The organism is Odoribacter sp. (assembly GCF_985060555.1).
Genome location: NZ_CFKYFN010000038.1, coordinates 19913 through 45843, shown reverse-complemented (window position 1 = coordinate 45843; position 25931 = coordinate 19913). Strand labels below are relative to the sequence as shown.

General features: G+C 45.8%; 18 protein-coding genes and 1 pseudogene. 4 read left to right on the top strand and 15 right to left on the bottom strand.

The genetic code is table 11. From position 1 onward, the window contains the following. On the top strand, positions 1-1646 hold a 1646-nt coding region (locus AC5RDS_RS05540; RefSeq protein ID WP_494222249.1), incomplete at its 5' end, for a DUF6562 domain-containing protein. A gap of 101 nt (positions 1647-1747) precedes the next feature. Here the strand turns inward: AC5RDS_RS05540 and AC5RDS_RS05535 are convergent. The 5 genes from AC5RDS_RS05535 to AC5RDS_RS05515 form a co-directional block, all read right to left on the bottom strand. Continuing rightward, positions 1748-3418 (bottom strand): ribulokinase, encoded by a 1671-nt coding sequence (locus AC5RDS_RS05535; protein WP_013610398.1) that lies wholly within the window; start codon positions 3416-3418, stop codon positions 1748-1750. Positions 3419-3470: 52 nt separating this feature from the next. After that, positions 3471-4976: an L-arabinose isomerase gene (araA, locus tag AC5RDS_RS05530; protein WP_438269875.1), complete on the bottom strand. Its 1506-nt coding sequence runs from the start codon at positions 4974-4976 to the stop codon at positions 3471-3473. A gap of 137 nt (positions 4977-5113) precedes the next feature. Continuing rightward, positions 5114-5797 (bottom strand): L-ribulose-5-phosphate 4-epimerase, encoded by a 684-nt coding sequence (locus tag AC5RDS_RS05525; RefSeq protein WP_046404608.1) that lies wholly within the window; start codon positions 5795-5797, stop codon positions 5114-5116. Positions 5798-5815: 18 nt separating this feature from the next. Beyond that, complete coding sequence (locus tag AC5RDS_RS05520) at positions 5816-7492, bottom strand: sodium:solute symporter (protein WP_118104803.1); 1677 nt, start codon at positions 7490-7492, stop codon at positions 5816-5818. A 38-nt stretch (positions 7493-7530) separates the two neighbouring features. Further along, a complete protein-coding gene (locus AC5RDS_RS05515) occupies positions 7531-8628 on the bottom strand; it encodes an aldose epimerase family protein (RefSeq protein ID WP_370751957.1) in 1098 nt (365 codons plus the stop codon). Between the two features lie 477 nt (positions 8629-9105). Here AC5RDS_RS05515 and galK point away from each other — a divergent pair, with 477 nt between their 5' ends. Then, positions 9106-10254 carry a galactokinase gene (gene galK, locus AC5RDS_RS05510; protein ID WP_046404785.1) on the top strand — a complete coding sequence of 383 codons (1149 nt, stop codon included), beginning with the start codon at positions 9106-9108 and terminating at the stop codon, positions 10252-10254. 181 nt (positions 10255-10435) lie between these two features. Here the strand turns inward: galK and AC5RDS_RS05505 are convergent, their stop codons facing one another. From AC5RDS_RS05505 to AC5RDS_RS05465, 9 genes are all read right to left on the bottom strand, one after another. Next, positions 10436-11200, bottom strand: coding sequence for a basic secretory protein-like protein (locus AC5RDS_RS05505; protein WP_195329120.1), 765 nt, complete (start codon positions 11198-11200; stop codon positions 10436-10438). A gap of 41 nt (positions 11201-11241) precedes the next feature. Further along, positions 11242-12849: an alpha-galactosidase D gene (locus AC5RDS_RS05500; protein WP_046404783.1), complete on the bottom strand. Its 1608-nt coding sequence runs from the start codon at positions 12847-12849 to the stop codon at positions 11242-11244. Between the two features lie 348 nt (positions 12850-13197). After that, positions 13198-14343, bottom strand: coding sequence for a thioredoxin family protein (locus AC5RDS_RS05495; protein ID WP_013610390.1), 1146 nt, complete (start codon positions 14341-14343; stop codon positions 13198-13200). Between the two features lie 88 nt (positions 14344-14431). Continuing rightward, positions 14432-15991, bottom strand: coding sequence for a PKD-like family lipoprotein (locus AC5RDS_RS05490; RefSeq protein ID WP_013610389.1), 1560 nt, complete (start codon positions 15989-15991; stop codon positions 14432-14434). 25 nt (positions 15992-16016) lie between these two features. Further along, positions 16017-16853, bottom strand: a complete 837-nt coding sequence (locus AC5RDS_RS05485) for a DUF4843 domain-containing protein (protein ID WP_087393992.1) — start codon at positions 16851-16853, stop codon at positions 16017-16019. A 19-nt stretch (positions 16854-16872) separates the two neighbouring features. Next, positions 16873-18390 (bottom strand): RagB/SusD family nutrient uptake outer membrane protein, encoded by a 1518-nt coding sequence (locus AC5RDS_RS05480; RefSeq protein ID WP_013610387.1) that lies wholly within the window; start codon positions 18388-18390, stop codon positions 16873-16875. Between the two features lie 23 nt (positions 18391-18413). Further along, complete coding sequence (locus tag AC5RDS_RS05475; protein ID WP_157741818.1) at positions 18414-21719, bottom strand: SusC/RagA family TonB-linked outer membrane protein; 3306 nt, start codon at positions 21717-21719, stop codon at positions 18414-18416. Between the two features lie 148 nt (positions 21720-21867). Then, positions 21868-22920, bottom strand: coding sequence for a FecR family protein (locus tag AC5RDS_RS05470; protein WP_087382577.1), 1053 nt, complete (start codon positions 22918-22920; stop codon positions 21868-21870). Between the two features lie 69 nt (positions 22921-22989). Then, a complete protein-coding gene (locus tag AC5RDS_RS05465) occupies positions 22990-23556 on the bottom strand; it encodes an RNA polymerase sigma factor (RefSeq protein ID WP_013610384.1) in 567 nt (188 codons plus the stop codon). Between the two features lie 201 nt (positions 23557-23757). Between AC5RDS_RS05465 and AC5RDS_RS05460 the strand changes: the two genes are divergently transcribed. Further along, a complete protein-coding gene (locus tag AC5RDS_RS05460; protein WP_041556174.1) occupies positions 23758-24225 on the top strand; it encodes a YbaK/EbsC family protein in 468 nt (155 codons plus the stop codon). A 192-nt stretch (positions 24226-24417) separates the two neighbouring features. Then, positions 24418-25014, top strand: a complete 597-nt coding sequence (locus tag AC5RDS_RS05455) for a sugar O-acetyltransferase (protein WP_022159942.1) — start codon at positions 24418-24420, stop codon at positions 25012-25014. Between the two features lie 278 nt (positions 25015-25292). Here AC5RDS_RS05455 and AC5RDS_RS05450 read toward each other — a convergent pair. After that, positions 25293-25821: pseudogene (locus AC5RDS_RS05450) on the bottom strand (DUF418 domain-containing protein); the annotation flags it as partial. Between the last annotated feature and the right edge of the window lie 110 nt (positions 25822-25931).

Sequence of the window (25931 nt, the reverse complement as noted above, 5' to 3'; positions counted from 1 at the left end):
CTGCCGTGGAATACACGGCCGACGTGCTCAACGCCACCGGCGAGCTGACGGTGGACTACATCTGGGCGCCTGTCGAACAGGCTACGCTGGCCGACTTCAAGATGACGTTCCTCGATGCAGCAGGCAACGAGCTCTCGGCCAACAGCGACTTCAAGAGCATTCCCATCCGCCGCAACTACCGCACCATGGTATCGGGTAATCTGCTGACCAAGCAGGGTACGTTCAACGTGACGATCGATCCGGAGTTCTATCAACCCGACATCACTGTTGTCACTACGGCGGAGGAACTGCATACAGCGTTCGCCAACGGCGGTAGTGTCACGCTGTCGGAAGACGTGACGGTCGAAAAACCGCTGGTCGTGGAAACCGGCAAGACGGTCGAAATCGACCTGAACGGTAAGGACATTATCAACACAACCTCGCTTCCTGACGGAGAGTATGGCAACACCACCGTATTCGAAGTGAAAGGCGGCGCTACCCTGAATATCAAAGGCGACGGCGACATTAAGGCTATCGGAACCAAGCCCAACGAAGACGGCTACCGCATGGCCGTCTATGCTTACGGCGATGCAAAGGTGAACATCTACGGCGGTAATTTTGTCAACGACCAAGATTATAATGACCATAACGCACAGCTCGACCTTATCTACGCGGATCAGCAGGCCGTTATCAACATCTACGGCGGTACGTTCGAGTCGAAGAGTGCCAACAACCGCGGCTATTGGGTACTGAACCTGAAAGACGACTCGGGTGCCGCCATCAACGTATACGGAGGTACGTTCATCAATTACGATCCGTCGAGCTCGATGACGGAAAATCCGGTAAAAAATTTCGTTGCGGAGGGCTACACGGCGATCAAGACCTCTGACGACCCGGCTCCTAACGGAACTTACACGGTGGTAAAGGGTACGGAGGTAGCAACGCCTGCGGATCTGGAATCAGCCTTGAAAAGCGGCGATATCACCATCGTTTCGAGCAGTATGACTATCGATGACTCTCCCTACATCTCCTCGGTCGCTTCCGCCAGCTTGTCTCTGAAAGAGGGTGCGGTATTGACAGCACAGGAAGGTTCCGAATTGCAACAGTGCATCCAGGTGAGCAAATCGTGCAAAAAGATGGTTATTAGCGGAAAAGGCTCCATCGTCGGACCGAAAAACAGTACAGCCACAAACATTGCAGGCATCTACAGCGGTTGCCCCGATCTGGTTATCGACGGCGCCATTACCGTTGACGGCGGCAGCGGCAGCAAAGGGACCAATACAGCGATCCGTATTGCGGAGGGCACTACGACGATCAAGGACGGATATTTCACCGTCGGTACGGATGCTTCCGGAATTGCTAACTCGTGTATTTTGGTAGCAACGGCACGCCCCTCTCAAAATGCTCACCTGAAGATTTATGGCGGTGTATTCGAAACGAAGGGCAATCCCATCAACGGTTGGTATCCGGTCATCAACATTCAGGACGCCGATCGGGAAAACGGCCGTGCCACGGTTGAAATTTACGGAGGTATTTTCGTTAACTACAACCCCGCAACGGGCGACAATACGGGTGCAGCAGACGATACGTTCGTCGCTCCGGGCTACAAATCGGTACAGACTACTTACAACGGGCAAACGGCCTGGGAAGTGGTACCGGAAAACTAACGGCCTGCGTCCCGAAAACAATATCAGGAAGGTGTGTCGAAATACACACCTTCATTCTTCTTTTGGCAAAGAGCTTTCTTCGCTATTTCAACGGTAAAATATCAGCAAAACAATGCCTTTTCCGTAAACTCCCCGACTTTCAGGTATTTCCGATAGATTTCCTCATACAGCTTCGCATTGGCAGCATTGGGAGTATATTCCATAGCAAACCCGGAGCTCATGGCTTTCTGAGCATCTTCAACACGGTTATATACCCCGGCCGCGGTAGCCGCAAACATAGCAGCTCCCAGAGCACAGGCCTGATCAGTCTTACAGACTTTGATCGGCATATTCAAAACATCACTCAGCGTCTGCATAACAAACGGAGATTTCAAAGCAATTCCTCCGATTCCGATCACGCTATCGATCTGAACCCCCTCATTCCGGAAACGATCGACGATCGCCTTCGAACCGAAAGCGGTAGCCTCTACCAAAGCCCGGAAAATACGGGGAGCGGTACTTCCCAAAGTCAATCCGGTAATCGTTCCCTTCAACAACTGATTGGCATCCGGGGTGCGCCGTCCGTTCATCCAATCGGTAGCAATAACCGTACTTTCTTCCGCCGGTATCTTTTCAGCCTCGGCCGTCAAAGCAGGAATAATCCGGTTGCAAGCTTCTGCCACAAGCCGCTCTTTCATCTCCTCATCCAGCAAATCGCTCTTTCCGACTATCTCTTTCAACGGGAATTCCAACACTCGTTTAAACCAGGCATAAATATCCCCGAATCCCGATTGTCCGGCTTCCAAACCGACCATACCGGGAATAACCGACCCATCTACCTGCCCGCAAATGCCTTTGATCAGTTTATGTCCGATCTCCTCATAAGTAGCCACCATGACATCACAAGTCGATGTACCGATCACCCGCACAAAAGTATGCGGAGTGACCCCGGCTCCGACAGCTCCCATATGGCAATCGAAAGCACCTCCCGCAACCACGACTTCTGTAGTCAACCCCAGGCGTTCAGCCCATTCCGGTGATAACTTACCTACCGGTTTATCGGCAGTCTCCGTCTTTTCAAACAAGCGTGAACGAAAACCGGCCAACAAAGGATCTAAAGTGGTCAGAAACTCCTCACTGGGTAATCCTCCCCATTGTTCGTGCCACATCGCTTTATGGCCACAGGCACAACGGCTGCGGACGATATCGTCACTCTTGGTCACTCCGGTGATCAAAGCCGGCAACCATTCACAATATTCTACGATCGAATATGCTTTCGCCCTGACATGCTCATCTTCACGAAGTACATGTAAAGCTTTTGCCCAAAACCATTCCGACGAATAGATTCCTCCTTCATAAGCCGAATAATCGATATTCCATTCTCCGCAAAGTCTATTGATCTCGGCAGCTTCCCGGATTGCCGTGTGATCTTTCCAAAGTACAAACATCGCGTTCGGATTCTCAGCGAATTCCGGCAAGAGCGCCAAAGGAGTCCCCGTGGCATCGGTAAAAGCAGGGGTACTCCCGGTTGTATCGAAAGCGATCCCCACCACTTTTTCCGCCGTACCGGCAGGACAAGCCGCCAAAGCCTCTTTCACCGAAGCTTCCAACACATCGATATAATCCTGCGGATGCTGACGATATTGATTGATCGCCGGATTACAGTATTTCCCCTCTTTCCAGCGGGGATAATATTTCACAGCAGTAGCCAGTGTCTCCCCTGTCAGCGCATTCACAACGATCGCCCGGGCCGAATCACTACCATAATCTAAACCTATAACGTATTTTTCCATATTTTCTCTAATTGAAAACTGAAAATTGACAGAAATAATTGTCAATTATCAATTAACAGAGTGCTTTATTCAGCATATAATAAACTTCGTTCATACGGAGTTCTTTCTTGAATTCCGGAATGGTGGTGTTTTTGTCGATCACAACCATTTCTATCCCTGCTATCTCGGCATAATCTTCCCAATATTCGGTAGTCAGGTCATACGAAAAACTGGTATGATGCGTACCTCCTGCCAAAATCCAGGCACCTGCACCGACTTCCAGATTCGGTTGCGGTATCCACAAAGCCGAAGCAACGGGAAGTTTAGGTAATTTTTTACTCTTGATACAATCCACCACATTGACAATGAGACGGAAACGGTTACCCAAATCCACGACAGTAGCAGCAACTCCTTCTCCTTGTTTGCTGGTGAAAACCAAACGGGCGGTTTCGCTGTCGATACCGATACTCAGCCGGTGTACTTCCAGCCGTGGTTTCTGCTCTGCAATCAACGGGCATACTTCCAGCATATGAGCCTGTAAGATGGCACTCTTTTCCCCATCGAAATGCAAGGTATAATCTTCGAGGAAAGAACATCCTTTAGGTAATCCCTGACTCATAAACCAGGTAGTCCGGTAAAGAGCCGCCGTTTTCCAGTCACCTTCCGCCCCGAAACCATATCCTTCAGCCATCAGACGCTGTGATGCCAAACCCGGAATCTGATCGAACAATCCCAGATCGTTGAAATTGGTTGTAAATCCTTTTGCTCCGGTATCTTTCAACAAACGGCGCAAGGCAATTTCGGCTTTTGCAGAGTTCCAGACTTTGGTATAAGCTTCCGTACCGGTCTGTTCCAGAGCAGCATCATGCTCGTATTCTTTAAAATAAGTAGCCACTAAAGCCTGTACATCCTTATCCTCGACAGCCTGATAATAAACCATCAGATCATTCACCGGGCAATAGTCGACATGATACCCCAATACCTGTTCTGCAGTCACTTTATCCCCGTCGGTCACAGCCACATTATTCATCTGGTCACCGAAACGAAGGATCAGCATATCCTGAGCATCGGCCCAGGCAGCAGCGACACGCATCCAAACTGCAATTTTTTTCTGAGCGGCCTCATCTTGCCAGTGCCCCACCACCACCTTGCGGGGTTTACGCATACGGGTCACGATGTGACCGAACTCCCGGTCACCGTGAGCACTCTGATTCAGGTTCATAAAATCCATATCTATGGTATCCCAGGGGATTTCTTTATTAAACTGAGTATGGAAATGCAACAACGGTTTCTTCAGTTCCTGCAATCCATGAATCCACATCTTAGCCGGAGAAAAAGTATGCATCCAGGTAATTACCCCGATACATTTCGCATCATGATTAGCAGCCTTGAATGCTTCCGTGATTTCTTTCGCCGAATTCACCGTACCTTTATATACTACTTTCACCGGCAAATTTCCGGATTCATTCAATCCTTTTACCATCTCATTGGAGTGAGCATCTACAGCCACAACAGCATCTCCTCCGTACAGCAGCTGAGCTCCTGTCACAAACCATACTTCAAAATTTTCGAAAGCCATAATTATTTTAAATTGATAATCGACAATTGATAATGCTATCCATTTTCAACAGTCAATCTGAATTATTACTTATTTTACCTATTATATTCCGGCAATGCACCCGACAGTAAAGGTCAACTGTGCATTGTCAATTCAATTTATTGTCCGTAATAAGCATTCGGACCGTGTTTACGGAAGAAATGCTTCTGAATCAGATAAGGATTCATAGATAAACGGGGGTTAACCGTAAATGCCACAAAAGCCATCTTAGCCACTTGTTCCATCACCACAGCATGGTGTACCGCTTCGTGAGCATCTTTTCCCCAGGAAAAAGGACCATGGTTTTTGACCAGTACTCCGGGGATATATTCCGGGTTCAACTTCCGGAAACGTTCCACAATCACATTCCCGGTTTCCTCCTCGTAGGCTCCTTCGACTTCCGCCTGAGACATATCCCGGGTACAAGGAATCGGCCCACTGAAATAATCCGCATGTGTGGTGCCGATATTCGGTAGATCGATACCGGCCTGAGCCCATGACGTAGCATACGTAGAATGGGTATGCACCACTCCTCCGATCGCCGGGAAAGCCTTGTACAACACCAGATGGGTCGGAGTATCCGAAGAAGGTTTCAAACTCCCCTCTACGATATGCCCGTCTAAATCCACTACTACCATATCTTCCGGTTTCATCTGTTCATAAGCTACACCGGAAGGTTTGATCACCACCAGGCCCGATGTCCGGTCGATAGCACTGACATTCCCCCAGGTAAAAATAACCAGGCCATGCTTCACCAATTCCAGATTCGCCTCACAAACCTCTTTTTTCAATGCTTCTAACATAACTACTATTTTAATTTATTACCAGAAATACCAATAGAACACAACGGTAATCAGTATAATGATAGCGGAATGGATGACATCCCATTTGTTCCAGCTAGCACGGGTAACCGCCTTTTGTTCGTCTGTCGTCGAACCGAATGTCAGGCCGACGATCTGTTCTGCAGGTGCCGGTGTTGTGAAACGGCTAACAACCACAATCACCAGCATACAGAACAATAACATACCTCCACAAAAGAACAACCAGTTCGTATCGTAAAACAGATATTTAAACCAGGAATCGCTGAAAGTCGCTCCCGAGGTATAATACACTTTAGCCCCCAAACGGGTGATACCGATAATAAATCCGGCGATCAAGCCCCACATACCACCCTTCGGAGTTGCTTTTTTCGAGCAAATACCCAATAAGAAAGCCGCTGCAATACCCGGTGCCAGTACAGATTGTACATCCTGCAAATAGTTATACAACACCGATCCTACACTTTTCATTACCGGAATCCAAAGAATACCTAACACGACTACCACTACCGTAGCGACACGTCCGACATAAAGCAAAGTCTTTTCGGAAGCCTTCGGTCTGTATTTTTTATAGAAATCGATTGTAAATAACATAGCGGAAGAGTTGAATAAAGAAGCCAGCGAACTCATCAAGGCTGCCAAAATACCGCATACGACCAACCCCTTAAAACCGGCAGGCAATAATTTAGCTACCAAAGTCGGGAATGCAGCATCGGCGGAACTCATCGTAAATGTTTCCCCATTCACGGTAATACCGTGTTTTTGCATAGCAAAAGCAACCATTCCCGGAATCAGGAATAAAAAGACAGGCGTCAGTTTCAGATAAGCACCGAATATAGCCCCCCGCCGAGCCTGAGTTTCATCTTTACCCGACAATACACGCTGTACGATAAACTGGTCGGTACACCAATACCAGAAACCGATAACAGAAGACCCGATGAACACCCCTAGCCAAGGGAAATTGGTATCCCGGTTACTCCGGATCAGATTGATCATCGAATCACCATATTCATTTACCGGAGTCACCCGACAAGCTTCCAACACCTGATCCCAGCCTCCGACAGCTTTCAAACTCAACACCAGAATCACCAAAGAACCGATCAGCAAAATCGGAGTTTGAAGCACAGAAGTATAAAGCACCGATTTCATACCACCGATCACCGTATACAAAGCAGTCAACAGCACCAATCCGATCGCAGCGATCCAGAAGAAATCGATTCCCCATAGTTCCTGAATACCGAACACTTCTTTGAAAACCAAACCTCCGGCATATACCGTCACGGCTACTTTAGTCAAGACATAACTGACCAAAGAGATTACCGATAAAATCGTCCGGGATTCTTTATTATAACGTCTTTCAAGGAATTCGGGCATCGTAAGCACCATACTTCTGGAATAAAAAGGCACGAACACCCAACCGAGAATCAGGATCATCCAGCCCTGAATTTCCCAATGTGCCATAGCCATTCCACTCGAAGCACCGGCACCGGCTAAACCGATCAAGTGCTCGGAACCGATATTCGAGGCAAAAATCGAGGCCCCGATAGCCAACCAGGTTGCATCACGTCCGGCCAGAAAAAAGTCGCCGGAACTTTTCTGTTTTTGTTTGAAAACCCAGACAACGATTCCAATCATGGCAATCGCAAAAAGGGCAATTACGATATAATCTAATGTTCCCACAATAATGATATTTAAAAATGAATATTTAGCGATACACTTTATTTCTCTACAGAAAATTTATAGATACAACGACTGGAATAAGTCTGCCCCGGTTCCAGGTAAACAGACGGCCATCGGGGTTTGTTCGGAGAATCGGGAAAATGTTGTGTTTCCAGGCAAACAGAAGCCCGTTGGTTATAAACGACCCCTTTTTTCCCTTTCACAGTTCCATCCAGGAAGTTGCCGGTATACACCTGAATACCGGGCTCATCCGTATATACTTCGAGTACTATACCGGACTCAGGCGAAGACAAACGGGCAGCGACAGTAGAAAGATCTCCTTTAGTGTTCAATACAAAATTATGGTCGTAACCGTTTCCATTTTTCAACTGAACAAAATCATAACGGTCTATCTCCCGTCCGATTTCTTTCGGTTGAGTGAAGTCCATAGGCGTTCCGGCCACCGGAACGATCTCACCCGTTGTCATAAAGGTACTGTCGACCGGAGTATACCCATCCGCATTCACATACAACAAATGATCCGTAGCGGCAACAGCCGGATTACCCGACAAATTGAAATAAGAGTGATTCGTCATATTGATCACCGTTTTCTTATCTGTCACAGCCTCGTACTGAATATCGATAGCATTATCATCTGTAAGATGAAAGCGCACTTTCGCCCGTACATTTCCAGGGAAATTCTGATCGCCATCCGGAGAAAAACGGGTCAGTTCGAGAGTCGTACCATCGATCTGATTGGCTTCATACATCTGATATTGCCAACCTTCCGGCCCCCCGTGTAAACAATGTCCATAGTTATTCTGCGGCAATTGAATAGTTTCGCCATCGATTTCGATTCTTCCCTGTGCAATCCGGTTAGCATACCGACCGATAGAGGCGCCAAAATCACTGGGTATATTCCGATAATCTGCCAAACTATCGAACCCCAATACCACATCTTTCCTATTGCCATGTTTATCCGGAACCAAAACAGACACGATACGGCCACCGAAATTAGTAATACAAACTTCCATTCCGGCCGAATTCTTCAAAGTATAGAGACCGGCCTGTTTCCCATCGATCTCTGCCTGAAACTTCTTCGGATTCAGTCCGGAAAGAGTTGTCTCTTCCTTCGCTTTTGGGGAACAAGAACTCATGATTCCTGCAACAACCACCAAACCCAATACAAACGTTTTCATAATCTTTGCTATAATTTATGATTTAGATTTCATTTTAGTATGTTCAAATTTTCAGGACTATTCACTTTTGAAACGCCCATATAAGTGTTTAAAAAACACTTCAAATATAGTGTATACAAAACACTTTAAAACATTTTTTACAACTTTCTTTGAAATATTTTCAATAAATCACTGTATATCTACTGATTACCAAAAGTAATTTAGACTATTTTTAAATAAAAACCCGGATATCACCGACGCCATCGTCGTACTCCTTATTATTAAAAGTACGATAAATTCAGATCCCGATGAACATTTGTAAAATCTGCTTTTTTTACATAAATTGCGCTCCTTTATGATAAAGCAAGAAGCCTGACGCAAACGATAACTTTTTTCGAAAGCAACAGGCAACAGATTAAGACACACCATTAATAAATTTATAACAATAAAGAAATCATGGATACTCGTATCGTAAGAAATCTATTCAAAGAAAAATTCGGAACCGAAGGAATGTTGTATTTCTCGCCCGGTCGTATCAACCTCATCGGCGAACATACAGATTACAATGGAGGATGTGTTCTTCCAGGTGCCATCGATAAAGGCATCTTAGCAGAAATCAAACCCAACGGGACAGACAAAGTCCGGGCCTATTCGGCAGACCTGCAAGCTTATGCCGAATTCGGCCTGAACGAAGAAGATAAACCCGAAGCTTCCTGGGCACATTATATCTTCGGAGTATGCCGCGAAATGCTGAAACGGGGGGCACAAATCAAAGGTTTCGATACCGTTTTTTCAGGTGATGTACCTCTTGGAGCCGGTCTTTCATCATCGGCAGCCCTCGAGAGTACTTTTGCTTTTGCTCTGAATGAGATTTACAAGGCCGGATTCGATAAAAAAGAATTGGTACTGACCGGACAAAAAACAGAACACCATTATTGCGGGGTAAATTGTGGTATCATGGATCAATTTGCATCGGTTTTCGGTAAAGCAGGCAACCTGATCCGTCTGGATTGCAGTACGATGGAATATGAATATATCCCTTTCGATCCACAAGGCTATAAATTAGTATTGATCGATTCTGTCACCAAACACGAACTGGTCGATTCACCCTATAACAAACGCCGCCAATCCTGCGAAAGGGCAGCAGCAGCTATCGCCGGTAATCATCCGGAAGTAAAACTGCTCGGAGATGCAACCCTGGAAATGCTGGAAGAAGTTAAAGATAAAATCAGTGAAGAAGATTACATGCGGGCAACCTATGCCATCCAGGAAAACAGCCGGCTTGCCGATACTTGCGAAGCTTTAAAACGAGGTGATTACGAAACCGTAGGAAAAAACATATACGCTACCCATCATGGCATGAGCAAACTTTATGAAGTCAGTACCGAAGAATTGGATTTCCTGAACGATGTCGCCAAAGAATGTGGGGTAACCGGTTCACGGATCATGGGAGGTGGTTTCGGTGGATGTACGATTAACCTGGTAAAAGACGCTTATTACGACCGATTCATCGAAACAGCGATCAGTCGTTTTAAGACAAAATTCGGTAAAGAACCGAAAGTATATCCGGTAACCATCAGTGACGGAGCACGCAAATTGAATTAAAACAAAATCATCCTAGCTAAAAAATTCATGGAGAGGGACTCCCCGGAAGGTTTTTCCTCTTCATGAAGAGGAAAAATAATAACAATGACAACCTATCCGATCCGGGCTGCCCAATCGGTAACAATCTAGCGTAACACAGGAGACAGGGGATAAACCAACACCCCGTCCCCCGTGAGCTATTTTATTTTTTCAGGAAAGCCTGGTATTCTTCCCACAAGCTATCTGTCGTCACTTGCTCGCCGAAAATATGTTTCATGGCTTTATCGAAGCTCCAGGGAACGATCTCTAAAACCGATTTATTGAATTTTCTCAGGAAATCCGGATCTTTGCCGGTCAACCACTCCAGGAAAAAACCGGTCGTCCGGTACCCATCCATCCAGTGTCCGCCCGGTTTACGGCTATCCACCGGGAAAAAGCCATTATGATAACGGACTGCATCGGCCATTCCTTCGATAAATACCCAGAATTCGGTTCCGGGTTTATAACCGCCGATCCCCTGAGGTTCCAGTTGGTAAGCATGAGTCAGCTCGTGATAAAGCACTCCCCGGGTTTCATAGAGCACCTTATCGTCTCCCTGGCTATCCTCCGATTTTTCCACCCACCGGGAACTATAGAAAATATTGACCACCGGCGGTTGTCCCCCTTTGGCCGGAATACCGTCGGTATCCTCCAGGTTGTATTCGATCTTCTCTACTCCCGGCATAGAATCCGTCGCCGACCAATAAAGCGTCTGAGCTACCCATAAAGCATGTTGCTGGATGAAAGCTTCCGGTTCGGGTACGATCCGTCTATAAATCTGAGCCCCCTTCGTTCCGGCCGCCTTATCTTTAAAATCAATGACAGGATAAGAGAAATTCTTCCAATTCGGAGCCTCCCACTTTTGAGCCCATACTCCTTGCGAACAGAATAAAACGAACAGAACAAACAAAACTTTGAAGTCCTTCATATCATACAAAACTTTGAAATCTAAAAAAATCATGAAGGCGATCACTTCGACAAAGTAAAACAGTCGATATCCGGAGCCCAATTATAACTGTTCCCCATCCGGACCGTATTGTATCCGGGTTTCAGAGTCACCGGAACAGTCACAGTCCGCAGCCCGTTATCGTCCCCCAGTTGTTTCAACACCTGTTTTTCCCCATTGACCGTCAGTTCCAGCTGCCGCCCGGCACCCTGTGTATATTGAACGGTCATCCGGTATTGTCCTCCTTTTTCGCTATATACCTCTTTCCATTCTGCATAATTTTCCGGTTGTCCCCCCAAATACCCGACGATCATTTTCCCGGAAGTACCTTCTTGCGGAGTATATCTGACTGCATTCGGATTTTTACCCAAATCATCGAATAAAGGCAGGTAAGCCCATTCGGCTTCGTACACTGTCGGTTCGATCCGTTTTTTCCCTTCGATCCGTAAAATCATCGCCCCATGGGCCGGAACTTCCTGTTTCAACGCCCCGTCCACTTTACCCAAATCGCGGTGTTTCACCAAATCCCTCACCTTTACTGTACCCTCGAACTCGAGATCTGTCAAAGGTACGGTGAAAGAACAAGGCTGCTCAGAAGGATTGTAAAGCGCTACAGCACGCACCTTCCCCCGTTTTTGTTCGATATCTTTTACCAACACATAACCTTCATTTTCGTGCTGAACGACATAAGCTTGCAAACCCAGCGGATCCTGATTCAGGGCTAAAAGTTCCTTATTTTTCAATAGCTCTAAAGTGGCATCCGACATTTTCTCCAGATTACATCCGATCAGCAAAGGCGAACTCATGATACACCATAAACCGAAATGAGCCTCTTCTTCGGTTTGGGTCAATCCTTCTCCCCCTACCGGGCTGGCTTCCCGGAATCCGACCACCATCATGTCCATATCGTTATAATGTCCGTCTCCTGCATAAGCCGACAGATAAAGATTTTTCCCGACGACATATTTTATCGATTCCCATCTGGCCTGGATATCACCGCTAATCCGCCAGGAACCGGCCACTTCTTTCGCCCAGGTACCCGGATAAGCCCAACGGCAAATGTTAAGGGCGACCTGCCGGTTTACGATATCGATATGCTGACGGATATCGGTATACCGGTCTCTTTCGTTCAACCCCAGATAACTGCCCCCGCAATAATCGATTTTAATAAAATCAAAACCCCAGTCCCCGAAATACAGCTGGGCATCCTGTGCTTCGTGCCCGTAAATTCCGGCCCCGATCCCCGCTTTATCCTGATCCGACATAGAACCACAGGTATTATTCCCGGCATCTGTATAAATACCGGCCTTCAACCCCAGATTGTGGATATGATCCACGACGACTTTCATACCGTTCGGAAACCGCTGTGCATGTTCATGCATCTTTCCGGTTTCATCCCGATAACCGAAAAATCCGTCATCGATATTTATAAACCGGTATCCTGCATCTTTTAAGCCCTTCTCCACCATCAAATCGGCCTGATGCTTGATAATATCTTCGCTGATATTTACGCGGTAGGCATTCCACGAACTCCATCCCATTAAAGGAGGTTTACAAGCCGGCTCCTGAGCCGTCGTTCTTCCGCCAAGCAGCGATAGCGCCGCTAAAGCCATCAAAAATTGTTTTTTCATGTGTAGTTATTTATGTGTTACTGTCTCTACAAACAAAGCCCTTAAAATTTATAAAAGCCGGCTTGACTTCATAATTCGAAATATCCTTGATAGCCCAACAACCAATAAACAAAATCGGGCGGAAATGACTCTAAAACATCCAGTCCGCTATATCGGCAAAGCCGGATACGAATTTTTACTATCGCTTTTCATGTCATTGGTCCTGAAAAGCATTGAAAAAGCTACGGTTTCAGTTCGTTGACATACTTCGAATAATTCAGCTCAAAGTTAGAATAATTATATTTATTTAGCAATACCGTATGGGATTCCGTCCCGGAATCCCATACCACTATAAATATGAATGTCTACTTACTTCACTTTCTCCAACATCTCCTCATACGACTGGCAGTAATACTCCATGACAGGCATTCTTTTTCCCCCTACCGTCATGGTCCGGCCGGAAGTGTCTTCTTTGCCTTTCAATGCTTTGACACGCTCTTCCAGCAGAGCGGCGAACTTCTTGCGTTCTCCGGCATTTTTCCATCCTTCCGCGCCCTGTCCGTAAAACAACGCGTTACAGGCATAAAACATCTGATCTTCCACCATGCGGCTAAAACGATTATACTCGGTCATCGCTTCCAACAGGGCTGCCCACTCCGCCGTGCCGATAGTTCCATCCACCAAAGCGGCAGCACGAATACCCTCCGCTTCCGGCACCCGGTATTCTTTCATGAGGGCATAATAGGCTTCCAGTCCGGCAACATCATACCCAACGATTTTCTTCGCCTCCCGCCTGAGGTATTTCCTTGCACCGGCTTCCCACACCCTCTCCAGATGCAGACCGGCCTTTTCACCGTAACGCTTCACCAATTCTGCCTTGCGGGCATATACCGACCGGAAGACAGCATAATCCGGAGTAACATAACCACAGAATATCCGATATACATTTGTATCCGTAAACACAGCGTCCGTCTTGTCTTTCAGGAAATCATCAGCTACGGAACGAATAGTCCCCGACATGGCGGCATCGTCGAGTAAAGCCAGGTATTCTCCGATAAATTCCGATGAACGTTCACCAGCGGCATAGCGTTTGTGCATACCCGCTAATCCGCCTCCCTTCACACCATTCTCCGCAAAGTCTATCAATTCGTCTACACTCAGATAGCCGGCATGACGGCATAGTAACTCGCCCTTCACATTCAACACCAACAGGGTGGGATAAGCATTGACATCATATCTCTTCCGCAATTCCACGCCCTCGCCTTTCTCCATGTCTATTTTTACCGACACGAAACGGGGATTGAAATACTCACCCGCTTTCTCCTGGACAAATTCTTTAGACGCCATCAATTTGCAAGGACCGCACCAACTGGTGTAACAATCCATAAACACCAATTTGTTTTCGGACTTGGCAGCCTCCAAAGCTTCGGCAAAGCCGCCCTCGCGGAAGTTGATCTGTGCCGAAAGAGATAAAGCCATTGCAGCCATAAATACAGCTAATACTATCTTTTTCATTCTATTGCAAATTTAATCGTTTAATACGCCGGACCGACATACCCGACTATCAGTCCGGCACTGTATCAGGAATAAAACCATTATCTCATCAATACGGGAAATCAGGTCCCATTCCATATAATTCCGCATACTTAGTAAAGGCATAATAATTCGGGCTCGCATAGTCCTGTAAAGGACAGGCATAGCATACCTTCTTCAGGATTCCGGTTCCGGTTACCGTATGCACCGGTTTGCCCGAAGGTTGTCCACCGGCAATCTTATACATCGACAACGTATATTCATCGCCATTTTGTATACCGATAACGATATAATCAAAAGATGAACCGTAAAACAAATCGGCCATATAAGTAATCGTTCCCGCCGGTAACCCTTCCACCGGTATGGCAGAAGTTTCGGTACCTTCCGTAAGGCTATAACGATACAAACGGTTGTCGTCTACTCCATAAATAGAGGTAGAAGTCAGTGCATTTCCGGCAATTACATCTGCCTTGGCTAAATGAAGGGAAGCATCTAACCGGATGACCTGATCGATACCTCCTCCCGGTTGTAACACAACCACATAACGTCCTTCCCCGGCAACGTCGAACAAATACCAGATCGTATTTTTACCGGCCCGGTGATTCCAGCCCGATGCCACAGGAGCCGCCTGTTCCCAATCCACTTTAACTCCCTCATAACCATCCTTGTACTTAATTTCTTCCATATCCGAACCGGAGGTATACATCAACCGCCGGGTTTCTCCGCTCCAAAAAGAAAGATTCTGCCCGTCGTAAGCCTGAATGAATGAACTGGTCCCTTTTCCGGCAGGATAACCTAATTTTCCGGTGCTGTATTCACTAGCGAACCTTCCACCGCCAAGATCATCCAGTCTTACTCCCTTATTCGAGAACAGCATATTCCCTCTCATTGCAGAAACCATAGCATAAGGCACTTCTTCCCCGTCCATCTCAGAAAAAAGCAACGAAGACCGGTCGAAAAGTGTCGACATATCTATCGTAGAATAAATCGAAAACTCATTCTGTCCGCTAGTGACAAAAACACCCGTAGCATAGGTCGATTTTGCCGTTGCGGGATCGATATAAATTTTGTTATATACCGGGCACATATTGCAAGGTTTCCCGCTTTGTGCTTCTCCCTGTACTGAAGCAATCACGTCCGGTATGACCGTCTTTTGACGGTCATTGTAAAAATCCATATCCGTGTTTCCGTCCGTCGTTTCTTTTAAAATATAAAATCCTTCCGAAAAGGCCGAAGTCACTTTCAAAGAAAATTCTGTCAGGTTGAAATAACCGGTTTCTTTATTCGTCACTTCGCAAACAACCGTATAAGTTCCGATTTTCAACTCCACAGGATAGGAAAGCTTTTTTTCCGCACCGATTTGCACGGTACGATAACCGTCTTCCGTACGGTCGCTGAACTCCCCGCCGTATATATACCACCGGTATTCCAGTTCCGTATCGGAATACCCTGTCACTTTCGGTGTCAATTCCAATACTGTCGAATAAGCGACGGCTGACGTATCGGCAAACTCCTCTATGGTTATTTCATTCACCATACTTTCCGGGGTTGCCATCGTACTGTCGTCTTCATAACAACCGGTAATCCCAAGTATGCAAGCCCAAAACAGGCCAATATATATTTTTTTCATCTTCTTACTGTTTAAATCATTCATATTACCTTCCCCATTCTTTCGGTGTAAAATCGACCGGCTTCCCGGTATCACTTTCCTTCCAGACGTCGAGCTTATTCTGCAGGCGTTCTACATTCTCCTGCTCCAACTGTTCGGCAAACCACCCGGCCAGCCACTTAATGTAGTTGGGATCTTTCGGTGATAAAGTTCCGAATCCGTATATATCTGCGAAAAGACTGTTGATATATTCGTCATCCCAACTTTTTTCCGTCCATTTCATCATCAATTCATGCTTTTTCTCCCCATATTCTCCGAAATAATAATCCAAAGACGCCAAATCCCAGGCATTCGGTTTAGACAGACGGTCGGAAACCGTCAGCGTATAAGTAGAAAATTCCGGATAGCCTGTTTTGAAATTTGCATTTTCTCTAAAAGTGATTCGCAAAACGACATTCCCTTCTGCCAAAGAAGGATCACGTTTCAGGATCACCGGAATATGAGCGGTTGCCGAATGGGCAGGAACAACATAGAACTCCGCCAGTACCGAATCGTCAAATGCTATATAATGCGTACCTGCAACGGCATTCTTCGTTCCTTCCACCATCACTTGCTGCAAGGCCAGCGGACGGTCTTCCGCTGAAAGTTTTCCCATAATATCCACATCTAACCATACCGTATCGCTCAATTGTCCTTCCGGTGTTTTCAGTTTGAAAGAATGGCTCCCGTTTCGCATCATCTCAGTGACCTCTTCCGTACTGAGCTGGCTACCATAATTAAAATTCAACAAACAATCCGGATCTTCAAACACCGGTAAATCTTTTTCACAGGCAGTAATACACAACAACAACATGCTGCATAACCATATATTCAATCGTTTCATCGCTATTCGTTTAAAAAAATTAAGGATTAAATTCCGTATTTACACAATTCCACAAGATATAATCATCCTCCGTCATTTCCTGAGTCTCCAACCACAGTATATCCTTGACCTGATTTCGCTTGTAGGTATAAAACAACTGTCCTTCGGCAAAAAACTCCCGCCGGTATTCAGCCATCAGCTCACCGGAACGATCGTTTAAACCGTCAAATACATCTTTATCCAAAGCGACACCGCATTCCAACATATAATCTTTATACAAAGCATTGGCCTCACTGAGCGAAGGTGTTGTCTCCACCGCAATCAAATACATCTCGGACATCCGGAGCATGGGTATAATCTGATAATACAACGCTTTATTCTCCACATCATCGGCAAAATAATATTTCAGAATAGTTACATTCTTCTTCGAAGTTGAAGATTTGGCATTTTTGTTCCACATGAATGCATAACGGTTGTCCGAATCCGTCGGAACTCCCTCAAAAAGCCGGGTCAGACGTTCGGGCGTAATATAGAGATAGTTTACTCCGGTTTGTACATCAGCCCCGCCGATCAGAATCGAAGCAACATCTTTCACATTATATTTACTCAGATAAAAAAGACACTCGTTCGGGCAGGCCTTATAACCGTTGGTTTCACGATCACTGCTACCGCTCAGTGTCATCACCGGATTTCCATCCCGGTCTTTGGCATCGATGACCGCCTTCGCTGCATCGTAAGCCATTGCCAGATATTTCGGATCGGCTTTCCCCAGATAAAGATACATCCGGGACTGCAAAGCCTTTACAGCCCAATAGTTCAGACGGGACTGCCGGTAACACATATAGGTATCTTCAATCTCCACCGACGAAGGTGCATTCAATTCTTCAAAAGTATATCCGAAAATCGGATCATTGTCTTTGAGCAGCTTTTCAGCTTTATCAAGGTCGGCGATCAATTTTTCGCTATATCCGGTGAAATCATAGCGGGTGGCTCTCTCGTCGAAGGCCGTCACTTCGGAATAAGGCAAGCTTACTTTTGTTCCTTGTCCCCCGGGGACTTCACCGAACAAACGTAAAACATCCAACTGACAATAGGCACGGATAGCATAGGCTTCACCGAGGATTACCGAACGGGTTGCTTCGTCGGGGAAAGCGGCTGCATTATCTTCTGCATGTTTGATAACCAGATTGGCCTGAACAATGATATTATAAAGCTTGGAATAAATAGCCTGGACAGCCTGCCGTGCTCCGTCATTGTCGTATTCGTGCAACATCAGGTGATAATCCTGATACCGATCGCTGGTAGACGAGGGTTCATCCGGCATATGCCACAATCCGGCCAAAGCTTCCGTACAACTCATCGTCAAACGGCAACCATACACATCTTCGTTAGCCAAAGCCATATAGCATCCGGTGAGAGCATCCCGAAAACCTTTGTAGGTCGAAAACTGATCTTCTTCTTTCTGTTCCGTATCGGGACGCACATCCAGCCAGTCGTTGCAAGAAACGGCCGACCACCCCAACAGGGCTATAAATCCTATAAATTTATATATTTTCATATCTATCGTTATTTATCCTGTCGTTAAAATAAAAATTTTATACTTCCCTGAATATTCCGGGCAAAAGGATAACTGGTACCCCGTTCCATCTTGATTGTCGAGAAATGCCACAAATCGGACATATTCACACCGAAGGTCACCGATGTCGCCCGCATGTATTTCTTTACCCACGCAGAATCCCATTTATACTGAAGCCCGACAGACTGAATCTCGAACACCTTATCGTCCATGACAAAGCGGGAAGTGGCACGGGTCGAACTATCGTCGTATTTCCTGAATGGAACGATATCCCCCGGTTTCTGCCAGCGGTCGTACAGAGCCCGGGCATCCACATTCTGTGCCATCAAGGTGGTACGCCCGACTTCTACCCGGTCGATAATCGTCGAATTGTACCTCTTCCCACCCCAATAGAAGGAAGCCGATACATTTACCGTCAATCCTTTCCACATAAACATCGTATTGGCAATACCCCGGTACCTGGGATCTGCCTGACCGACATAAACCTTATCGGAAGCCTTCCAGATATCCGTCCGGTTACCGTCTTTATCCAAAAAAATCTCCTGTCCGTTGGCCGGATCGATTCCCAGAGAACGAACGACATAAATACCGTTTTGCGGACGTCCTTCATAAAACAGATTGGCGACATCTACATCCTCTTTCAGATAAGCCTCGTTCTGGGCTTTAATGGCTTCCGACAACTTCGAAACATAATTCTTATTGTAAGTCAGCTGACCACCGATAATCCAGTTGATATCCCGCTCAGCATTCCGGATAACATAAACACTGGCAGAGGCTTCCCAACCGTTGTTTTTCACTTCTCCGACATTGTCGACGTAGGAAGCAAAACCGTTGGAATGCGGCAGATCCATATTGGAAAGCAAATTAGAGGTTTTCTTGGTATAAACGTTGAATTCCCCCTTCATACGTCCTTTCCACAATCCGAATTCCACCCCGAAGTTGAATTCATCGGTTTTCTGCCAGGTCAGATAAGGATTACCCAATCCCTGCAATTCCGCTCCGGTCCAATACATATACCGGTTGTCCGTAATATATTTATACAACGTATTGGCACCGTCGGATCCCTGCTGTGTACCGGTCTGTCCGTAAGAAGCTTTCAACCGCAGAATATTTGCAAAACTACCCTTCAGGAATTTTTCATTGTGCAGGTTCCAGCCGATACCGGTACTCCAGAAAGGAGCATATCTCTTTTTCGAACCGAAATCGGATTTCCCATCCACCCGATACGAAAAATCCACGAAATAACGGTTATCATAGATATAATTGACATTGGCTGTCAATCCCAACCGACGGCTTTTGGATTTGGATCCGCCGGGACCTTCGTCTTTGGCATATTGCCGGGCACTGGCCAGAAAATGGATATCCTCATTCGTAAAACCTTCGGCAGCGATGGCATAATTATACCCCTCGGATTCATTCAGCGAATAATCCAAACCGACATACACCTGATGTTTATCGGCAAAAGTCCTGGTATACGAAAGCGTTATATTCCCGGTATATTCATTCGTACGTCCGGTGGTATAATCATAAGTTCCCCGGCGCAGGAATCCCTCGTCGGTTTCATATTGCGAATCGTCGGTGAAAGTGGAATGTTCTGCGGGCAAAAACCGATCAGACGTATTGTCCGTAGCCGTAATCCCGACTTGTCCGCGTAAGGTCAAGCCTTCGAACGGATTCCATTCTATGGCGAAATTATCCGTCAGCGTACGGTAACTACTCTTATCGAAACTGTTCAGGGTGGCATCGTACAACGGATTTTGATATCCTTGGTAATGAGCATGAAAACCGTCGAACATCCGCACCAGTTTTCCATTCTCATCATACGGAGCATTATAGGGTTGTTGTTTTACATAATCACTGAACGTACCGTATTTACTCTCTTTACTTTTGGTTGTCCCGTAAGAAGCCTGATTTTTAAAGGTGAAATTTTTCACTTTATACATTAAGGTCAGAGAGGTGTTCAGACTTTTACGCTCGGAATCCCGCATGGCTCCCTGTGTATTTTTATAGCCCACACTGGCACTCCAGCGGAATTCGTCGCTTCCACCCTCCATACGTAAATTATAATGCGAACCGACCCCTGTGTGCAACGGTTTACTCAACCAATCGGTATCTGTGCCGGAGGCAATTGCCCTTTTCCGTTTGGCATAAGCCTCTTTATACCATACATCATTACTCGGCAGGCTTTCATTCTTATACAATCCGAGATCCCACTCCAACTGCAATTTTTCAGCCGCATTCAACAAATCGTAAGAGGTCAGGTCAGGAGCTTCGATATCGATCCCTATTTCTGCATTAACGCGCAATTTACCGGCTTCCGGTTGCTTTGTCGTCACCACAATCACTCCGTTAGAACCCCGCGAACCGTATATCGCCGTAGCAGCAGCATCTTTCAGGATATTGATCGATTCGATTTCCTCGTCGTTATAGTCCATCAAACGCTCCAATGCTATTTCAAAGCCATCCAGGATGATCAACGGGGTATTCACCTCATTGCTCAGGCTTTCGTTATACTCCTGTACACTCATAGGCAGAGAAGAATTACCCCGGATATTCACTTGCGGCATCCGGTTGGGATTGCTACCGTTAATATTATCCACAGCCAGATTAATGGACACATCTATATTTTTCAGTGTCTGAAGCAGATTCTGGCCTTTATAGATTTTCAATTGCTCCTTATCGATCGATGAAACAGCTCCGGTATAACTCTCTTTCGCTTTCTTGAAAATACCGGTCACCACTACTTCCTCCATCTCTGCCACCTCTTCCTGCAGGGTAACGTCCAGTTCGGTACGTGTGCCCAAAGGAAACTCCTGCATTTTCATACCGATCATCGAGAAAACCAGAACGTGTTCACCTTCGGGTAACGTCAGGGTATATTTACCGTCGATGTCCGTAGAAGTTCCCAGCGTCGTCCCTTTCAATACTACCGTTACTCCGGGAAGTACATGGCCGGCAGCATCTCTGACGACCCCCTTTACCACTTTTCCATTCACTTGCTTCCGGCTAACTGCCGGACGCACGATAACGGTCTGGTCTTCAAAAACAAATTCTACATTCTTATCGGCAAACAAACGTTTCAGCAATCCACCGACCTCTTCATCGTCGGCCCGAACCGTCAAAACATTTTGTCCCTGAAAATGCTTCTGATCGTAAAAGAAAAACAAACGGGTCTGTTGCTGAATTTCTTCAAACAACTGCATCACCGTACAATTCCGCAAGTTCAGGGACACCCGTTGGTTTTGTGCAACCGACCTGGCCGATACACTCACACACCCCAAAATCATAAATAAAACCATTAATTTCATCATCCTTCCGATTTGCCTTAATTTCCCGGACCTGGGAAATCGTACAATTTCTTTTTTTTTCATAAATTTGTGAATTGGTTAATACTATTATTTGCTATGATAGTTTGATCTCCGCCGGAAGAGGGTGGCAGCCCTTTTCCGGTTTCTTTTGTTATTTCACTTGAATAATACCTTGTTGGATAGTAAAATGTACACTGGTGGTACGTTCTATCTTTTTCAACACGTTTTCTATGGTCTCGCTCCGCTCCAGTACTCCGCTGAATTTACGCGTCCGGACCGTCTGATCGGTAAAAACAGCCTGTACACAATACCAGTCGGCCAATTCCGTCATAATTTCCTCCAACTCAGCCTCTTCGAAATAAAATACTCCCTCACGCCAGGCCGTATATTTGCGTACATTCACCTGAGTGACCCGGATCTGTGTCCCCACGGTTTCCGCCAGCTCGCCCGGTCGTAACACCACCTCCCGTTTTCCGCCGTTCTCCACCTGTACGCTTCCTTTTACCAACACTGTCTGTACCTTTTGCTTCCGGCAGGTATTTACATTAAACTCTGTTCCCAACACTTTGACAGCAACCTGACCGGCATGTACAATAAAAGGACGGTTTTCATCCCGGGTCACTTCGAAATAGGCCTCCCCTTCCAGTTCTACCTCCCGGGTATCGCCGAAAGCCACCGGATAAACCAAACGCGAGCGGGCATTCATCCACACCCGTGTCCCGTCGGACAACACCAAATGATATTCAGCTCCCTGAGGAATATCCAGCCGGTTCATCCGGCTGATCTTCTCCCCGCCCTGATCCGCAGCATAGAACAATTGTTTGTTTTCCGGATGATTCACCACCTCTTCTCCTGCCCCGATCTTACCTTCCCGGGCAGAAAGATCGATCCGGCGGCCATCAGACAGCGACAGGATAACACCGGGACGCCCACTCTGTCCAACGGTCTCCTGAGCATCGGCCAACTTCTCTGCCGGAGCCTGATCTTCACCATGCCACAAATAAAATGAAGTAAAAGCAATGGCAACCATAGCCGCGACAGAGGACATATAAGAGATCCGGCGATGCAGGCGTTTTCTTTGTATGGCGGAATTCAATTTTTTCCACGCCTGTTCCTGGTCATAACGATCCATATATTCCAACGAACGTCCGATCCGGTAACAATCGATGAAAGTTTTTCTATTTTGTTGTTTTTCATTAGTCATTATTCACTCTTTTTATATTGTAGAGTGAAAAAGTAGTTGAATGAATGACAAGTAAAATGTTAATTTTTATTAAAACGAATAAAATAAAAAGGAGAGATGATAATCTTTTCTCAATTTTTTCAACGCCCGGGCTAAATGTGTCTTTAAGGTATTTACCGACATACCGAGTTCCAAAGCAGCTTCCACACATTTTTTATTTTCCAGGATAACCGCTTTGATGGCAGCTATTTCTTGCTTCGGTAATTTCTCCAATTTCAGCATCAATTCTTTTTCCTGCCGTTCCAGTTCTTCCCTTTCCAGGACAGCCTCCTGTGGAATCTCCACCGGGACTCCTGTCAGTAATTCCATCGGCACCAGCTTCTTCTTCTTCAAAACAGCCAATGCTGCATTATGTACGGAAGTATACAGATAACTACGAAAATTGCCGGTAATGGCGCGATAATATTTTCTTTCCCAGAAAGCGACAAAGAAATCCTGAACAATATCCTCGGCCAATTGGAAAGAATCGGTCAACTGTACGACATACACACACAATTGCATATGATACACATCGAACAGCAGACGAAACCCTTCCTCCGGCATTTCTTGCAGTAGTCTCTGGATCTCTTTATCTCTATCGGCACCATATCTCTTCATAATAACGCCCTACGATCGAAATCACAAAGATAGTAAAATTGACCTATATTGCATAAAGTAGAAATTTTCAGATTCACTGTTGTCAGCAGCAATATGGTAAGTAAAAAACAATCTCTTCGTTTCATTCCATCTTCTATTTCTTTAATTTTGCTTTCCGAAAACAACCGATCAGCACGTATAACGATCGAAAAAAATAAAATCATGTCAATAGAAAAAGTCAAAGCTTATTTTGCCACCCTGGGTCGTGAAAAAGAAGTCATGGAATTTCCAGTGTCCAGTGCAACCGTCGAATTAGCCGCACAGGCATTGTCCGTCGAACCGGCACGTATAGCTAAAACCCTCTCTTTCCAAGGCGAAGACGAAAATCATTGTATCCTGATCGTCACTGCCGGAGACGCAAAAATCGATAACAGTAAATTCAGACATTTCTTCAAAATGAAAGCCAGAATGTTAAGTCCTGAGAAAGTGGCAGAATCGACAGGCCATGCCATCGGAGGCGTCTGCCCCTTCGCTAATCCTGAAGGCGTACGAACTTACCTGGATATTTCCCTGCAAAGATTCGACACCGTTTTTCCGGCCTGCGGCAGTAGCAATTCAGCCATCGAATTGCATTGTGACGAATTATTCCGATACGCCCTGGCTATCCAATGGATCGACGTCTGTAAATAAAAATCTTTAAGTTATCGGAACTTTTATCGCTGAAAAAGCAGCATTATTTCTGTATTTGTCCGTCTTCAGTATCCGGGATTGGAGACCCGGCCGTTTCTGCCGGCCATCTATCTTTTTGATCTATATCAAAAATGAAGCAAGATATTTCCCATACATTTGTCTATTATAATCTGAAATAAATCATCGATTCACATGAAAACAGAATTAGACAAATGTATGGCCGGTGAGTGGTACGACTGTCATGATCCTATTTTTATCACACAAAAAGGGAAAACCCGCCAATTGTTGGCACGCTATAATGCACTGCCTTACGAAGAGAAAAAAACAAAACAGGAAGTCTTGAAAGAAATGTTCGGCAGTATCGGTAACAACGTATCTGTCGGTACTCCGTTCCTATGTGATTATGGTTGTAATATTCATATCGGCGACAATGTATCTGTCAATATGAACTGTTCTTTTATCGATTGTAATAAAATCACCATAGGTAGCCATGTTTTAATCGCTTCCAATGTACAAATCTATACAGCAACCCATCCTATCGAGTTGTCCGAACGGCTCACTCCCGGTTGGACTCCGGATCAAGCTGCCTATTTCTGCCGTACTTATGCACTTCCTGTGACTATCGAAGACGGTTGTTGGATCGGTGGCGGTGTGATCATATTACCCGGAGTGACTATCGGCAAAGGGTGTGTAATCGGAGCCGGAAGTGTCGTAACCAAAAATATTCCGGCCGATAGTCTGGCAGTAGGTAATCCTTGCCGGGTAATCCGTGAGATCAACAAAAAATAAGTACATGGTAAAGTCAGTCGCTTTTGATTCAGACGGAACTATCGCATCACAGCTAAAGGAACCCGCAGCTGCTTCATTTCCCTGAAACAATGCGGACCGGATCCTGTTTCGTCATATCCTCCTCACAGTTCAGGCCCAGAGAAAACGGATTATTTCTTAAAAACAGGCTTTCATTCTGCAGCGAAAAGACAGACGTCATCTTACAGTTCGATTAAAGTACCCCCAAACAACAATCCTCCGGCAGAAAATCATGCCGGAGGATTGTTTATAGTCTTCGGCTATTTACCCGTTCCTATCCAGGTACATTTATGCCAGATATATTCCAACGGACCTTGTTTATGCCTGGCCAGCCACCATTTACAAAATTTCAGTTGTAACAGAAATATCAAAAAGCCGACCGATAAACTAAGGGTATATCCGCAATAAGGGGCAAGATTCAGACCTATAGGGAAATAAATGAAAGCACCTATTATGGATTGAGAGATGTAATTGGTCAGGCTCATTTTACCATAAAAACGCAAACCGGCGACTGCTTTGCTGAAATTTTTATGTTGATAAAGCAGAATAAACGAAGCCACTAAAACCAAAGTAAAAGCCAGCTTCTGCCACATATCGAATGCCGTTCCCACAGTTTGCTGCACGATTGGGTCATTTTCCATGACCAGTTCCTTTAAGGTGTATAAAGGAGCAAAAGAAATAGCAGAAATGATGAGTACTTTTGTCCCAAAAGCTATATTCTTTTCATTCGTCATGAAAAGTTGTTTTCTGCCGATAAAAAACTAACAGAAATAATCCGGCAGGAAAAAAGGCGGCATTCCATGTTGCAAAAAATGCAAAGGATAGCGTTATCCTTATTTCATTGACAACAAAGTTTCCGATTCTGAAGCGATAAGGCAAATACACATTTAGGGGAACAT

What these genes read in the sequence shown, in the direction of transcription:
- AC5RDS_RS05490 (WP_013610389.1), bottom strand. Translation starts at nt 15,991, where the DNA reads ATGAAAAAAATATATATTGGCCTGTTTTGGGCTTGCATACTTGGGATT.
- galK (WP_046404785.1), top strand. Translation starts at nt 9,106, where the DNA reads ATGGATACTCGTATCGTAAGAAATCTATTCAAAGAAAAATTCGGAACC.
- AC5RDS_RS05475 (WP_157741818.1), bottom strand. Translation starts at nt 21,719, where the DNA reads ATGATGAAATTAATGGTTTTATTTATGATTTTGGGGTGTGTGAGTGTA.
- AC5RDS_RS05465 (WP_013610384.1), bottom strand. Translation starts at nt 23,556, where the DNA reads ATGAAGAGATATGGTGCCGATAGAGATAAAGAGATCCAGAGACTACTG.
- AC5RDS_RS05485 (WP_087393992.1), bottom strand. Translation starts at nt 16,853, where the DNA reads ATGAAACGATTGAATATATGGTTATGCAGCATGTTGTTGTTGTGTATT.
- AC5RDS_RS05495 (WP_013610390.1), bottom strand. Translation starts at nt 14,343, where the DNA reads ATGAAAAAGATAGTATTAGCTGTATTTATGGCTGCAATGGCTTTATCT.
- AC5RDS_RS05470 (WP_087382577.1), bottom strand. Translation starts at nt 22,920, where the DNA reads ATGACTAATGAAAAACAACAAAATAGAAAAACTTTCATCGATTGTTAC.
- araA (WP_438269875.1), bottom strand. Translation starts at nt 4,976, where the DNA reads ATGGCTTTCGAAAATTTTGAAGTATGGTTTGTGACAGGAGCTCAGCTG.
- AC5RDS_RS05480 (WP_013610387.1), bottom strand. Translation starts at nt 18,390, where the DNA reads ATGAAAATATATAAATTTATAGGATTTATAGCCCTGTTGGGGTGGTCG.
- AC5RDS_RS05535 (WP_013610398.1), bottom strand. Translation starts at nt 3,418, where the DNA reads ATGGAAAAATACGTTATAGGTTTAGATTATGGTAGTGATTCGGCCCGG.
- AC5RDS_RS05500 (WP_046404783.1), bottom strand. Translation starts at nt 12,849, where the DNA reads ATGAAAAAACAATTTTTGATGGCTTTAGCGGCGCTATCGCTGCTTGGC.
- AC5RDS_RS05505 (WP_195329120.1), bottom strand. Translation starts at nt 11,200, where the DNA reads ATGAAGGACTTCAAAGTTTTGTTTGTTCTGTTCGTTTTATTCTGTTCG.
- AC5RDS_RS05460 (WP_041556174.1), top strand. Translation starts at nt 23,758, where the DNA reads ATGTCAATAGAAAAAGTCAAAGCTTATTTTGCCACCCTGGGTCGTGAA.
- AC5RDS_RS05515 (WP_370751957.1), bottom strand. Translation starts at nt 8,628, where the DNA reads ATGAGTTCTTGTTCCCCAAAAGCGAAGGAAGAGACAACTCTTTCCGGA.
- AC5RDS_RS05455 (WP_022159942.1), top strand. Translation starts at nt 24,418, where the DNA reads ATGAAAACAGAATTAGACAAATGTATGGCCGGTGAGTGGTACGACTGT.
- AC5RDS_RS05525 (WP_046404608.1), bottom strand. Translation starts at nt 5,797, where the DNA reads ATGTTAGAAGCATTGAAAAAAGAGGTTTGTGAGGCGAATCTGGAATTG.